Source organism: Arthrobacter sp. JSM 101049 (assembly GCF_041679245.1).
Classification (GTDB): domain Bacteria; phylum Actinomycetota; class Actinomycetes; order Actinomycetales; family Micrococcaceae; genus Arthrobacter_H.
The window spans coordinates 116,868-130,193 of the sequence record NZ_JBGFFC010000005.1 but is presented as its reverse complement, the minus strand read 5'-3'; the positions used below and the strand labels follow the sequence as shown (position 1 = coordinate 130,193).

The window sequence follows — 13,326 nt, the reverse complement described above, 5'->3', positions numbered from 1 at the left end:
GCATTACGACAGTACAAGCGGCGAAAACCCGGGCACGCCCGGCCCCGCCGGTCCGGACGTCGCGCCTCCCGTACCGACGGGAGGCGGCGTCTGCTAGCTGGCCGGGACCGTGTCCGTGTGCCCGTCCTCGCGCAGCGCGGTCCGCAGCTTCTCGGCGTTCTCGTCCAGGCGGGCGGCCTTGGGGTCGGTGTCCGCCCGGGAGAGGTCGAAGTCGGCCAGCGAGTTCGTCGGCCACACGTGGACGTGCAGGTGCGGCACCTCGAAGCCGGCGACCATCAGCCCGGCGCGCTCGGAGCCGAAGGCGCGGGTCTGCGCTCGGCCGATGATCCGGGCGACCCCGGTGAGCTTGGAGAGCAGTTCCGGATCGGCGTCGGTCCACTGGTCGACTTCCTGGCGCGGCACCACCAGGGTGTGGCCGTCGGTGATCGGCCCGATGGACAGGAACGCGACGACGTCGGGATCCTTCCAGATGAAGCGTCCCGGCAATTCTCCGTTGATGATCTTGGTGAACAGCGTGCTCACGGTGCCCTCTTCTCGGTCGTCGTCATGGGGGTGCCTGCTGGTGCGCGCCGTGCCGGTGGCCGCGGGCCGGTGCGTGGCCAGCCAATCGCGGGGCGGGGGCGGGAACCGGGGCGTCATACCCCGAACATACCCGCGGCTCCGCTGCCGGGGCCAGCCGGGGGTGCCGAGCCGGCGGGGCGGTGGGTGGGCCGGTGACGCCGGCCTTCCGGGAAGGGCGGCTACGCTTCGTTGCCGGTGGCGACCTCGCGGTCCGGATCGGAGGAGAACTGCGAATACGATCCCGGATACAGGGCAGCCCGCACCCCGGCGATCTCCAGGGCCGCGATCTCGTGCGCGGCGCTGACCCCTGAACCGCAGTAGACAGCCACGGCAGGCGCCCCGAGCCCGGAGGAACCGCCGTCGTCCCCTCCCCCGGCCAATTCGGGCTCGATCTCGGCGAAGCGCGAGAGCAGGGCCCCGGCCGGCAGGAACCGGCCGGCGGTGTCGAGGTTGCCCACGGTCGGCGCGCTCCGCGCTCCCGGGATGTGGCCGGGGCGGGGGTCGACCGGTTCGACCTCGCCGCGGTAGCGTTCCCCGGCACGGGCGTCGAGCAGGACCCCCTCCGGGGCGAAGGACGCTGCCGCATCGGCGTCGATGACCGGCATGGCGCCCGGGGTCGGTTCCCAGGTGCCCGGTTCGGCGTTCACCTCGCCGGTGTCGAGTTCCCCGCCGGCCTCCTGCCAGGCCTGCAGGCCGCCGTCGAGCAGGAAGACCCGGTCCATCCCGGCGTCGCGCAGCAGCCACCAGGCACGCGCAGCCGAGGTGCCGCCCACGGCGTCGTAGGCCACCACGGTGTCCGAGGGGTGGATGCCCCAGCGCTCGACGGCGGCGGCAAAGTCCCGCGCTTCCGGCAGCGGGTGCCGGCCGTGTTCGGGCGATCCCGGGGCGGCGAGCTCGGTCTCGAGGTCCACGTAGACGGCCCCGGGCAGGTGGCCTGCCAGGTAGTCGCGATGCCCGGTGTCCTGGCCCAGCGCCCAGCGCACGTCCAGCAGCACGGTGCGCTGCCCGGCGGCCATCCGTTCGGCCAGCTCCCCGGGACCCATCAGTACCTGCATGCCCACTCCCTTCGCCGCGTCCCGTCCGGCATGCGGCCCGCGGCGGCGGGTCGGCTGAACGGGTGGATTCGTTGATGCACCAACCCTACAACCGCCGTCGGGACGCCAGTGGGTGAACCGGGCCGTCCTGGCCTGGGAGGCCGATACCGTGCGCTCCGCCGACACGGACCTGCACACGGACGAGCTGCCGAGGGCTTCCTGGCTGGCGGGGAGTGTGCGGAACCGGCGGACCCGCGCGGCTGAGCGCTTCCCGGGGCTTCCCCGGGCCGGCCTGGCGAGGTCTTGACCGGCGGGAAACTACTCGGTAGCTTCGGCGCATGATCCGCATCGGGGCCATCGTGCTGAACGTGCCCGACACCGGCCGGGCAGCCGTCTTCTGGAGCGCGGCCCTGGGATACCGCCAGGGCTCCAACCCGGATTTCCTGCTCCCGCCGGACGGCGCCACGCCCCGCCTGCACCTGGACCGTGGCGACCGCACGCATCTGGACCTCTGGGTCGACAGCGCGGCGGAACAGCAGGCCGAGGTCCAGCGGCTGCTGGACCTGGGCGCCGAGCGGGTCGCGTGGGACTACCCCGAGGGCGCGGATTTCGTCGTGCTGGCGGCCCCCGGCGGCACCCTGTTCTGCATCATCGACACCAGCGCGTAGCCTGATCACACCTCCAGCAGAGCACTCCCCCGGCGAAGCCCGGAGTGCGTGGGCTCAGACCTCGCGGCTGTCGCCGACCTGCAGGAATTCGAACTCGGTGCCGTACCGGGCTCCGAAGCGGGTCACATGCCCGGACATCATTCCCAGGCCGGTCTCGTTAAGCAGTCCGTCGTGGATCTGGTAGGCGTGCTTGGCCCGTAGGGACACGACGAAATCGACGGTCTCCTGCAGCTTCGACCAGGGCGCGTGCAGCGGCACCAGCACCGTGTCCACGGCGGTCCCGTCGGGGACGATCAACGAGTCTCCCGGATGGTAGAGGACGCCGTCGATGAGGTAGCCGAGGTTGGCCACGAGGGGGATTTGCGGGTGGATCAGCGCGTGCTGGCCGCCGATGACGCGCACGTCGAATCCCGCGATGTGCTGCTCGTCGCCCGGAGCCACTACGTGGATCCGCCCGGCCGATCCCCCGATGGCCTCGTGGGCCAGCAACTGGTCGACCACGGCCTGCGGCGCGTACAGGTGCACCCCGGCGGTGCGGTCCAGGATCGGCAGGACGGCCGCCGGGTCGATGTGGTCGGCATGTTCGTGGGTCACCAGGACCGCTTCGGCACCGGCCATCGCGGCGGGGACGTCGGTGAAGGTGCCGGGGTCGATGACCATGACCCGGGATCCCTTTTCGAGGCGGATGCAGGCGTGTCCATGTTTCGTCAGCTTCATGCCCCCACCCTAGTTCGCGGCGGGCCCGCTGATAAGCTGGATCGGCCAGTCACCCGCCGGCAGCGAATCACCAGGAGCGCAGCAACGCCATGTCCCAGAACGTCGAACCCAAACGCGGACGGGAACAGCGCGTCACCAAGCAGCGTCTCGCGGTCGAGGCCGCCGTGGGCCGGCTGGACGATTTTGTCTCCGCCCAGGAGCTGCACCGGCTGTTGCAGGACACGGGCGAGAAGGTCTCATTGGCCACCGTCTACCGGATCCTGCAGTCGATGGCCGAAGACGACCTGCTCGACGTCGTCCGCTCCGGTGAGGGCGAGGCCGCCTACCGCCGCTGCGAGGCCGAGGTCCACCACCACCACCTGGTCTGCCGCTCCTGCGGCAAGGGCGTCGAGGTCGAGGCGCCGGCGGTCGAGTCGTGGGCCGTGCGCGTCGCCGCCGAGCACGGCTTCACCGAGTCCTCGCACACCGTGGAGATCTACGGGTACTGCCCCGAGTGCACCCGGCAGCGCGCAGCGGCCGACGGACAAGAAACGGCCTGACGGCCACCGGCGGCTCCCCTTCCCCCGCCCGGCTCCGGGTGCCAGACTGTCGCCGTGGAGATCAGCGCCTTCGGCGGCATCGCGACCTCGTTCCCCGGCGTCCGGGAGTCTGCAGGTGACGGGTTGGCGCAGTGGCGCTTCCACGGCCGGCTGGTTGCCCGGCAGCTCGAGGACGACCATGTCGTGATCCGTGCATCATTCGGCCGGCGCGGTGAGCTGCTGCGCGAGTTCCCCGGAACGTTTTCCGTGCCCCGCCGATTCGGGAAGCACATGATGGTGGTCGCCGACCTGGAACACGGCGATGCCGACGCCATCGAGCATGCGGTGGCCTTGGCCTGGCAGTTGCAATCGGAACCTGCCTGACGGGCACGACACCGGGCACCGCCGTCGTGCTTCTCCTGCTGCAGCGCGCCTCAGGCGGGAACCGGAGCTGCCGACTCGGCCGCGATCCGCCGCACCCGGGACCGGCGCCAGGCGATCGTGCGGCAGACCAGGTAGATCGCGAAGGAAATGGTGGTCACGTAGGGGCTGATCGGCAGGCGGCCGGCCAGGGCGAGCATGATGCCGCCGACCACGCTGGTCATCGCGAACACGATGCTCAGCACCACGGTCAGGCCCGGTCGGGCGGTCACGCGGATCGCCGCGGCCGCGGGGGTGATGAGCAGTGAGAGCACCAGCAGCGCGCCGACGACCTGGATGGACAGTGCCACGGCCAGGCCCAGCAGCAGCATGAACGCCACGGACAGCCGGCCGGCGGGGATGCCCCGGGCCGCCGCGACGGCGGGGTCGACGCTGACGAACATCAGCGGCCGCCAGATGGCCAGCAATCCGACGATCACCACGAGCGAGCAGACGGCCAGCACGCCCAGCTGCACGGAGTCCACGGCGACGATCTGGCCGGTGAGCAGGCCGAACTTGTTGGCGCTGCGACCCTCGTAGAGGGAGAGGAACAGGATGCCCAGGCCCAGGCCGAAGGGCATGAGGATGCCGATGATCGAGTTGCGGTCGCGCGCGTTGGCGCCCATGAGCCCCAGGACCAGGGAGGCGGCGATGCTGCCCACCAGCGATCCGCCGACGACGTTGGCGCCGATGAGCAGGGCGAAGGCGGCGCCGGCGAAGCTCAGCTCGGCGATCCCGTGGACGGCGAAGGCCATGTCCCGCATCATCACGAAGATGCCGACCAGCCCGCCGACCAGGCCCAGGATGGCCCCGGCGATGATCGAGTTGGCCACCAGCGGCAGCAGCTCGCCGTAGTTCTCGAAGCTGAAGATCGTCTGCCAGATGTCGTCCGGGTTCACAGCAGGCCGCCTTCGACAGTTGCCGCGGGGGCCGCGCCGGCGTCCGCGGGGTGGTGGTGTTCCAGGGTCTCGGGCATGCCGACGACGACGATGCGCCCGCGGCTGCGGAAGACCTCGATGGGGCTCGAGTACAGCTCGGAGAGGACGTCCGAGCGCATGACCTCTTCGGGGGTGCCGACGTGGAAGCGGCCGCCGGCCAGGTACAGAACGCGGTCGACGTATTGCAGGACCGGGTTGATCTCGTGGGTGACGAAGACGACGGCGCTGCCGTGGTCGCAGGCCTGCCGGTGGATCAGGGCCGAGACGGCCTGCTGGTGGTGCAGGTCCAGCGAGAGCAGCGGCTCGTCGCAGAGCAGCAGTTCCGGCTCCCCGGCGAGCGCCTGGGCCGCGCGCAGCCGCTGTTGTTCGCCGCCGGAGAGCAGCCCGACGGGTCGATCGGCGTAGGCGGTGGCGCCGACGCGTTCGAGCAGCTTGTCCACGCGGGCGTTGACCTGGCGGCGGTGCAGGATCCGCGGGCCGCAGCGATGGCCGTCGACGCCCAGGGCGACCAGGTCGCGGGCGCGCAGTGCGGTGTCGGCGGGGAAGCCGCGTTGCTGCGGGATGCTGCCGATCCACCGCGAGCCGCGGGTCACCGGGCGTCCGCCGACCTCGACGCTGCCGGTGCTCAGGCCCTGCAGCCCGAGCAGGACCTTGAGCAGCGTGGTCTTGCCGGCGCCGTTGGGCCCGAGGACGGCCAGGAACTCCCCCGGCTGGACGTCGAGGTCCAGGCCGCTGAAGAGGCGGCGGGACCCGAAGTCCAGTCCGGCGCCGCGCAGCTTCACCGCCGGTGTCGTGGCGGACGGGCTGGTTTCGGGCACGGGGGGCCTTCCTGGTACGGGGCTGGTGGCGGGAGCCGCGCCCGGAGTCCCGGTCGCGGTGCGGGAACCAGCTTAGCTCAAATGAGACTCGTTTTCATTACCGCCCTGGTGGTTGAAGCGGCGCATGCCGCGGCGGTCGTTGGAATCGTTGATCTCGCCGACCAGCTGCTCGAGCACGTCCTCGAGGAAGAGGATCCCCAGCGTCCGGCCGCCGGCGTCGTTCACGCGGGCCAGGTGGGAGCCGGTGCGCTGCATGACGGCCAAGGCGTCCTCGACCTCGACGTCGGTGCCCAGGTTCGCCAGGTTGCGCAGCCGGGTGACCGGGATCGGCTGGTCGTAGCGCGACTGTGGGATGGACATCACGTCCTTCAGGTGCAGGTAGCCGGCCAGGTTCTCCTCCTCGTCGGTGATGACGAAGCGGGAGAACCCGGTGCGGCCGACGGCCTTCTCGAACTGTGCCGGCGTGGTGTCCGCGGCCAGGGTGACGACTTCGCCGAGCGGGACCATGGAGGTCTCGGCCGTGTAGTCGGAGAACTCCAGAGCGCCGTGGATGATGCCGCTGCCGTCCTCGACCAGCCCGGAGCGCGTGGATTCCTGGACGATCGACTGGACCTCCTCGAGGGTGAAGGAGCTGGTGACCTCGTCCTGGGGCTCGACGCGCATGAGCTTCAGGGCGTGGTTGGCCAGCCAGTTCAGCGAGGCCACCACGGGATGCAGGACCTTGGCGAGCCCGATCAGCGGCGGCGCGAGCAGCAGCACCGCCTTGTCGGCGACCGAGACGGAGATGTTCTTGGGCACCATCTCCCCGAACGTCACGTGCAGGAAGGTGACGATCAGCAGCGCGATCACGAACGCCGTCGTGTCCGCGACGGCCACGGGCACGCCGATGGATTCCAGCGGCCCGGCGAAGAGGTGGTGGATCGCCGGTTCGGCCACGTTGAGGATCAGCAGCGAGCACACGGTGATGCCCAGCTGGCAGACCGCCAACATGAGCGAGACGTTCTCCATCGCGTTCAACGCCGTGCGGGCCCGCTTCACCCCGGCATCCAGCAGGGGCTCGATCTGGCTGCGCCGGGCGGTCATCACGGCGAATTCGGAGGCGACGAAGAAGGCGTTGCCCAGCAGCAGCACGACCAGCCACATGATGCCCAGCCAGTCGCTCATCGGTCCTCCTCCCCTGCCGCGGGGCCGTCCACGGTGGCGGCCTGGAAGCTCAGCCGCTCGACCCGGCGCCCGTCCATGACCTCCACGAGCAGCTCGCCGTTGCCGGTCTCGACGATGTCCCCGACGGCGGGGATGCGTCCGAGCATGGTCATCACGTAGCCGCCGACGGTCTCGTAGGAGGCGTCGTCGGGGATCTTCAGCCCCGGGACCTGGTCGCCGAGCTCGTCCGGGCGCAAAAGGCCCGGGAAGTACCAGCGGCCGCTGGCCGAGACGAGGACCCCTGGCTGGGTCTTGTCGTGTTCGTCGGTGACCTCGCCGACGATCTCCTCGACCAGGTCCTCCAGGGTGACCATGCCGGCGGTGCCGCCGTACTCGTCGAGCACCATGGCTACCTGCCGGTTGGCCCCGCGCAGGTCCGCGATCAGCGAATCCAGGTGCACGGTTTCGGGCACGGAGATGATGTCCTCCATGATGGTCGCGGCGACCAGCCCGGCGCGCTTGTTGCGCGGCACGGCGACGGCCTTCTTCACATGGCAGACGCCCTCGACGTCATCGGCGGAGTCGCCGATGACGGGGAAGCGCGAGTAGCCGGTCCGGCGCGCGGTCTCGATGATCGATTCCAGCGGCTCGTCCAGGTCGACGGTTTCCATGCGGATGCGCGGGGTCATCACGTCCGCCGCCGAGCGCTCGGAAAAGCGCAGCGTGCGCGAGAGGAAGCGGGCCGTGTCGCGATCCAGCGTGCCCATCTCGACCGAACGGCGCACCAGGGAGTTCAGCTCCGCGGGGCTGCGCGCCCCGGAGATCTCCTCCTTGGCCTCCAGCCCCATGGTGTGCAGGACGTTGTTGGAGAAGCCGTTGAGCACGATGATCGCCGGCTTGAAGACGGCGGTGAAGACCAGTTGCGGGCGGGCGATGGCCCGGCCGATGGGCAGCGCCCGGGCGATGGCCAGGTTCTTGGGGACCAGCTCCCCCACCAGCATCGAGAGGACCGTGGCGAACGCCATCGCCACGATCAGCGAGACCGGCGCCGCGCTGGGCCCGAGCCCGGCGGCGGCGAGCAGCGGGGTGAGCAGCTTGCCCACCGACGGCTCCATCACGTAGCCGGTCAGCAGCGTGGTCAGGGTGATGCCCAGCTGGCAGGAAGAGAGCTGGGTCGAGAGCGACTTCAGGCAGCGCAACAGCGGCTCGGCGCCGCGTTCGCCTGCGGCGACGGCCCGTTGCACGGTGCTCTGGTCCAGGGCAACCAGGGAGAATTCGACGGCGACGAAGAACCCGGTCCCCCCGACCAGGAGCAGGCCGAGGGCCAGGAGGATCCATTCCACCTACCGGCTCACCGCCGTCGTTCCCGGGGATTGCCACCCTGCACGACGCCGGTGCGGGGCCGGCAGGGAGGGCGAGGGGTGCGTGGACCCCGGTCTGGAAGGCTCCGAACTGCCGGAGCCGGCCGGTGCTGCGCCCGGACTGGAAGGCTCCAAGGAGGCTGCGGGCGAGGCGGCGGATGCGGTGGGCATGCTGAGACGGTTTGAGCCGGCGCTGCGCGGGGTCGCGACGGGCCGGCACACTGAGTGGCTGTCCATAAGGGCTCCAGTCTACAGAAGCCGGCCGGGCGCCGCGAGGGCCGCTCTGCCGTTCCGCGTGTCCTTGCACACACCCGCCCGTGGCGTCCCGCATGGGTTCTCCGCCTGCTGCCGGATTCCCCGCGAATCCGGGCGCGGCTGATTCGCAACGCCATGCCGATAGTCACTAGACTGGCGGCAGGTCTAGGACTATTTCGTCGCGCCACCACGATCGGACCCAGCGACGAGGCAACCAGGGAGAAGAGGCGTCATCGTGCCAGATCAACCACACCACCGACTGACCGAGGAGTTCGGCGGCAATGAGTGGCTCGTCGAGGAGCTCTACCAGCAATATTTGCGGGACAAGAACTCCGTGGACAAGAAGTGGTGGAGCATCTTCGACTCGTTCGATTCCTCGGGGCGTCCTCCCGCCTCCGGGTCCGCCCCGGAGCAGACCGGCAACGGATCCGGTCCCAGCCCCCGCGCGGCCACCGAGGCCCGCGTGAACGACGCGCCCGCCGAGAAGAAGCCGGCCGCGAAGCCCGCCGACACGACCGCCACCTCCGGGGACACCCCCAAGGACACGCCGGAGACCCCGAAGGCCAAGCCGGCCGACCCCGCCCCGAAGACCTCCCCCATCCCGGCCGAGCTGCCGAAGTCCACCTCCGGGGCGGACCAGACCGAGGAGGACGTCGCCAAGCCGCTGCGCGGTCCGGCCAAGGCCATCGCCACCAACATGGAGCAGTCGCTCGAGGTCCCGACCGCCACGACGGTGCGTGCCGTCCCGGCCAAGGCCCTGATCGACAACCGGATCGTCATCAACAGCCATCTGGGCCGTGCCCGCGGCGGCAAGGTCTCCTTCACGCACCTCATCGGCTTCGCCGTCGTGCGTGCCCTCAAGCTCTTCCCCTCGCAGAACGTGACCTATCGCGAGGTCGACGGCAAGCCCACCGCCGTGCACCCTGCCCACGTGAACTTCGGCATCGCCATCGACATCCCGAAGCCGGACGGCTCGCGCATGCTGGCCGTGCCGAACATCAAGAAGGCCGAGACCCTGAACTTCTCGGAGTTCTGGAACAGCTACGAGGACCTGATCAAGCGGGCCCGCAACAACAAGCTCACCGCCGACGACTACGCCGGCACCACCACCTCGCTGACCAACCCCGGCGGCATCGGCACCGTGCACTCGGTCCCGCGCCTGTCCAAGGGCCAGGCGACCATCGTCGGCGTCGGCGCCCTGGAGTACCCGGCTGAGTTCCGCGGCGCCAGCGAGAAGACGGTGGCCGCGCAGGGCATCGGCAAGGTCATCACCCTGACCTCGACCTACGACCACCGCGTCATCCAGGGCGCCGGGTCCGGCGAGTTCCTGCGCCTGGTCGAATCGCTGCTGCTCGGCGAGCAGGGCTTCTACGACGAGATCTTCGAGGCGCTGCGCATCCCGTACGAGCCCGTGCGCTGGGTCGTGGACAACCAGGTCGACGTCGAGCTCCAGGTCAACAAGATCGCCCGCATCCAGCAGCTCATCCACGCCTACCGCGTGCGTGGGCACCTGATGGCCGACATCAACCCGCTCGAATACGTCCAGCGCCGCCACCCGGACCTGGACATCCGCACCTACGGCCTGACGCTGTGGGACCTGGAGCGCGAGTGGGTCACCGGCGGCTTCGGCGGGGCCTCGCGCCTGACGCTGCGCAAGATCCTGGGCGTGCTGCGCGATTCGTACTGCCGCACCACCGGCATCGAGTACATGCACATCCAGAACCCGGAGGAACGCCAGTGGTTCCAGGACGAGATGGAGCACGAGTACAAGAAGCCCAGCCGCGAGGAGCAGTTCCGCATCCTGGGCCGCCTCAACGCCGCCGAGGCCTTCGAGACCTTCCTGCAGACCAAGTTCGTCGGCCAGAAGCGCTTCTCGCTGGAGGGCGGCGAATCGCTGATCCCGCTGCTTGACGGCATCATCTCCGACGCCGCCGACCAGGGCCTGGACGAGGTCGCGATCGGCATGGCCCACCGCGGCCGGCTGAACGTGCTGACCAACATCGCCGGCAAGACCTATGCACAGGTCTTCCGCGAGTTCGAGGGCACCCAGGACCCGCGCAGCGTCCAGGGATCCGGTGACGTGAAGTACCACCTGGGCACCGAAGGCAAGTTCACCTCGGACAGCGGCAACGAGACCCGCATCTACCTGGCCGCCAACCCGTCCCACCTCGAAGCGGTGGATCCGGTGCTCGAGGGCATCGTGCGCGCCAAGCAGGACCGTCTGGACCTGGGCACCGAGTCCGACGGCTTCAGCGTGCTGCCGATCCTGGTCCACGGCGACGCGGCATTTGCCGGCCAGGGCGTCGTGGCCGAGACGCTGAACCTCTCGCAGTTGCGCGGCTACCGCACCGGCGGCACCATCCACGTGGTGGTCAACAACCAGGTCGGCTTCACCACCTCCCCGACCGCCTCGCGCTCCTCGGTCTACTCGACCGACGCCGCCAAGATCATCCAGGCACCGGTCTTCCACGTGAACGGCGACGATCCGGAGGCAGTGGTCCGCGTGGCCCAGCTGGCGTTCAAGTACCGCCAGGAGTTCAACAAGGACGTGGTCATCGACCTCGTCTGCTACCGCCGTCGCGGCCACAACGAGGGTGATGACCCCTCGATGACGCAGCCGATGATGTACAACCTCATCGAGGCCAAGCGCTCGACCCGCAAGCTCTACACCGAGGCGCTGGTCGGCCGCAACGACATCACCCAGGACGAGGCCGACCAGGCGCTGCGCGACTACCAGGGCCGCCTGGAACGCGTCTTCGCCGAGACCCACGCCGCCCAGACCTCCCCGATCCCGGTCGTGGGCTCGGACGACACCAAGGTCAACGACCTGGAACTGCCGGCCTCCCAGGTCGAGGACCAGACCGCGAACCGGGTCAAGGACACCTCGATTAGCGCCGAGACCCTGGCGACCGTGGGCAAGGCCCACCTGGCGATTCCCGAGGGCTTCACGATCCACCCGAAGCTCAAGGCGCTGCTGGAGCGCCGCGAGGCCATGTCCCGCGAGGGCGGCATCGACTGGGGCTTCGCCGAGATCGCCGCCTTCGGCTCGCTGTCGCTCGAAGGCGTGCCCGTCCGGCTCTCCGGCCAGGATTCGCGCCGTGGCACGTTCGTGCAGCGCCACTCCGTCTTCCACGACCGCCAGACCGGCGAGGAATGGATGCCGCTGCGCAGCCTGTCCGAGGACCAGGCGAAGCTGTGGATCTACGATTCGCTGCTCAGCGAATACGCTGCCATGGGCTTCGAGTACGGCTACTCCGTCGAGCGGCCGGACGCCCTGGTGTTGTGGGAGGCGCAGTTCGGCGACTTCGTCAACGGCGCACAGACCATCATCGACGAGTTCATCTCCTCCGCCGAGCAGAAGTGGGGCCAGCGGTCCTCGCTGGTGCTCATGCTCCCGCACGGCTACGAGGGCCAAGGGCCGGACCACTCCTCCGCCCGCATCGAGCGCTTCCTGCAGATGTGCGCCGAGGACAACCTGGTCGTGGCGAACCCGTCCAACGGCGCCAACCACTTCCACCTGCTGCGCCGCCAGGCCTACGCCCGGCCGCGCAAGCCGCTGGTGATCTTCACCCCGAAGCAGCTGCTGCGCCTGAAGGCCGCCGCCTGCACGGTGGAGGACTTCACCCAGGGCCGCTTCCAGGAGGTCATCGGCGACACGATGAACCTCCAGGACTCGGCCGTCGAGCGCGTGCTGCTGGTGTCCGGCCGCCTCTACTACGACCTGGAAGCGGCCCGCAAGAAGGCCGGCGACGAGAAGACAGCGATCATCCGCGTGGAGCAGCTGTACCCGCTGCCCCTCGAGCAGATCAAGGCCGAACTGGCCAAGTACCCGAACGCCAAGCTGTACTGGACGCAGGACGAGCCGGCGAACCAGGGCCCGTGGCCCTTCATGGGCCTGAACCTGGCCCCGGAGCTGGACCGCCCGCTGGTGCTGGTCTCGCGTTCGGCGTCGGCGGCCACCTCGACCGGCTCGCACAAGCGGCACGAGGTCGAACTGGCGGAACTGCTGCAGGACGCCTTCGGGCAGTAGCAGGCCACAGGCACAACGCATCAGCTGAGGGGCGGGACCGGGTGTCCCGCCCTTCGGCGTAGCAGGCCCGCTGCTAGAGTGGGCGAACCGCGCAGAAAGGTCTTTCGTGGAACAACGCACCATCCGCATCGCCGCCATCGGCAACGAGGTCCTCGCCGGCCACGGCGACCCCCGCGCCCTCGGCTGGTTCGGCCGGGTCCTGGCCCGGACCAGCGGCGATGATTTCCGCCTCGAGAGCTACACCCTGGCCTCCCCCGACGAAGGCACCGAGGCGCTGGCCGAACGCTGGCTGCAGGAAGCCAGCCGGCGCTTCGGGGCCGGATGCGACAACCGCCTGGTCGTCGCCCTCTCCGACCACGATCTGGACCTGGGCCTGTCCACGGCCCGCAGCCGCCTGAACCTGGCCAACATCCTGGATGCGGCCTCCCAGATGAGCATCAAGGCGCTGGTCGTGGGCCCCATCCCCTCGCTGGACAACGAGCGCAACGCACGGCTGGCCGAGTTGTCGGCGGCCTATGCCGACGTCGCCTCGCGCCGCCACCATGCCTTCGTGGACACGTTCGGCCCCTTGCAGAACCACGAACAGTGGCGCAACGACCTGGCCGCCAACAACGGGCTGCCCGGCCAGGCCGGCCACGGCCTGATCGCCTGGCTCGTCCTGCACCGCGGATGGTACCGCTGGCTGGACCTGGCCGAGCCCACGGGCGCCTGATCCCCCGGTCGTGGCCAGAGACGACGGCGGGGCTTCCCTCTGGGGAGGCCCCGCCGTCGTCTGTTTTCCGCGTCGGCCACGGACCCCTTGCCACGCCTACAATCACGTTATATCGTATTTTCTATCGCGATATAGCGCGTTGGCATCCCAT

Annotated in this window: 12 protein-coding genes; 5 read left to right on the top strand and 7 right to left on the bottom strand. The window is 69.8% G+C overall.

The window, feature by feature from the left end; genetic code table 11:
• Positions 1-93: 93 nt before the first annotated feature.
• Together AB8M85_RS14060 and AB8M85_RS14055 are read right to left on the bottom strand one after the other, a co-directional pair.
• Entirely contained in the window at positions 94-522 is a 429-nt protein-coding gene (locus AB8M85_RS14060; RefSeq protein WP_372699540.1) for an HIT family protein, read from the bottom strand.
• A gap of 218 nt (positions 523-740) precedes the next feature.
• Positions 741-1,616: a sulfurtransferase gene (locus AB8M85_RS14055; RefSeq protein ID WP_372699461.1), complete on the bottom strand. Its 876-nt coding sequence runs from the start codon at positions 1,614-1,616 to the stop codon at positions 741-743.
• A gap of 317 nt (positions 1,617-1,933) precedes the next feature.
• Between AB8M85_RS14055 and AB8M85_RS14050 the strand changes: the two genes are divergently transcribed.
• Positions 1,934-2,263, top strand: a complete 330-nt coding sequence (locus tag AB8M85_RS14050; RefSeq protein ID WP_372699460.1) for a VOC family protein — start codon at positions 1,934-1,936, stop codon at positions 2,261-2,263.
• A 54-nt stretch (positions 2,264-2,317) separates the two neighbouring features.
• On the opposite strand, the gene AB8M85_RS14045 is transcribed toward AB8M85_RS14050, so the two are convergent.
• Entirely contained in the window at positions 2,318-2,980 is a 663-nt protein-coding gene (locus tag AB8M85_RS14045) for an MBL fold metallo-hydrolase (protein ID WP_372699459.1), read from the bottom strand.
• Between the two features lie 89 nt (positions 2,981-3,069).
• Between AB8M85_RS14045 and AB8M85_RS14040 the strand changes: the two genes are divergently transcribed.
• Both AB8M85_RS14040 and AB8M85_RS14035 read left to right on the top strand, forming a co-directional pair.
• Positions 3,070-3,519 carry a Fur family transcriptional regulator gene (locus AB8M85_RS14040; RefSeq protein WP_372699458.1) on the top strand — a complete coding sequence of 150 codons (450 nt, stop codon included), beginning with the start codon at positions 3,070-3,072 and terminating at the stop codon, positions 3,517-3,519.
• 54 nt (positions 3,520-3,573) lie between these two features.
• Entirely contained in the window at positions 3,574-3,882 is a 309-nt protein-coding gene (locus tag AB8M85_RS14035) for a hypothetical protein (protein WP_372699457.1), read from the top strand.
• A 50-nt stretch (positions 3,883-3,932) separates the two neighbouring features.
• On the opposite strand, the gene AB8M85_RS14030 is transcribed toward AB8M85_RS14035, so the two are convergent.
• From AB8M85_RS14030 to AB8M85_RS14015, 4 genes are all read right to left on the bottom strand, one after another.
• Entirely contained in the window at positions 3,933-4,817 is an 885-nt protein-coding gene (locus AB8M85_RS14030) for a metal ABC transporter permease (RefSeq protein WP_372699456.1), read from the bottom strand.
• Positions 4,814-5,674, bottom strand: coding sequence for a metal ABC transporter ATP-binding protein (locus AB8M85_RS14025; RefSeq protein ID WP_372699455.1), 861 nt, complete (start codon positions 5,672-5,674; stop codon positions 4,814-4,816). The genes AB8M85_RS14030 and AB8M85_RS14025 overlap by 4 nt, the downstream gene beginning before the upstream one ends.
• A 72-nt stretch (positions 5,675-5,746) precedes the next feature.
• Positions 5,747-6,838, bottom strand: coding sequence for a hemolysin family protein (locus AB8M85_RS14020; RefSeq protein ID WP_372699454.1), 1,092 nt, complete (start codon positions 6,836-6,838; stop codon positions 5,747-5,749).
• Positions 6,835-8,160: a hemolysin family protein gene (locus tag AB8M85_RS14015; protein WP_372699453.1), complete on the bottom strand. Its 1,326-nt coding sequence runs from the start codon at positions 8,158-8,160 to the stop codon at positions 6,835-6,837. Before AB8M85_RS14015 ends, AB8M85_RS14020 begins: the two co-directional genes overlap by 4 nt.
• A gap of 508 nt (positions 8,161-8,668) precedes the next feature.
• Between AB8M85_RS14015 and AB8M85_RS14010 the strand changes: the two genes are divergently transcribed.
• Together AB8M85_RS14010 and AB8M85_RS14005 are read left to right on the top strand one after the other, a co-directional pair.
• Positions 8,669-12,463: a multifunctional oxoglutarate decarboxylase/oxoglutarate dehydrogenase thiamine pyrophosphate-binding subunit/dihydrolipoyllysine-residue succinyltransferase subunit gene (locus AB8M85_RS14010; protein WP_372699452.1), complete on the top strand. Its 3,795-nt coding sequence runs from the start codon at positions 8,669-8,671 to the stop codon at positions 12,461-12,463.
• 106 nt (positions 12,464-12,569) lie between these two features.
• Positions 12,570-13,175: a GDSL-type esterase/lipase family protein gene (locus tag AB8M85_RS14005; protein WP_372699451.1), complete on the top strand. Its 606-nt coding sequence runs from the start codon at positions 12,570-12,572 to the stop codon at positions 13,173-13,175.
• Positions 13,176-13,326 lie beyond the last annotated feature (151 nt).

Excerpts from the sequence above, each read along its gene's own strand:
- AB8M85_RS14020 (WP_372699454.1), bottom strand. The coding sequence starts at position 6,838 with ATGAGCGACTGGCTGGGCATCATGTGGCTGGTCGTGCTGCTGCTGGGC.
- AB8M85_RS14050 (WP_372699460.1), top strand. The coding sequence starts at position 1,934 with ATGATCCGCATCGGGGCCATCGTGCTGAACGTGCCCGACACCGGCCGG.
- AB8M85_RS14040 (WP_372699458.1), top strand. The coding sequence starts at position 3,070 with ATGTCCCAGAACGTCGAACCCAAACGCGGACGGGAACAGCGCGTCACC.
- AB8M85_RS14055 (WP_372699461.1), bottom strand. The coding sequence starts at position 1,616 with ATGCAGGTACTGATGGGTCCCGGGGAGCTGGCCGAACGGATGGCCGCC.
- AB8M85_RS14045 (WP_372699459.1), bottom strand. The coding sequence starts at position 2,980 with ATGAAGCTGACGAAACATGGACACGCCTGCATCCGCCTCGAAAAGGGA.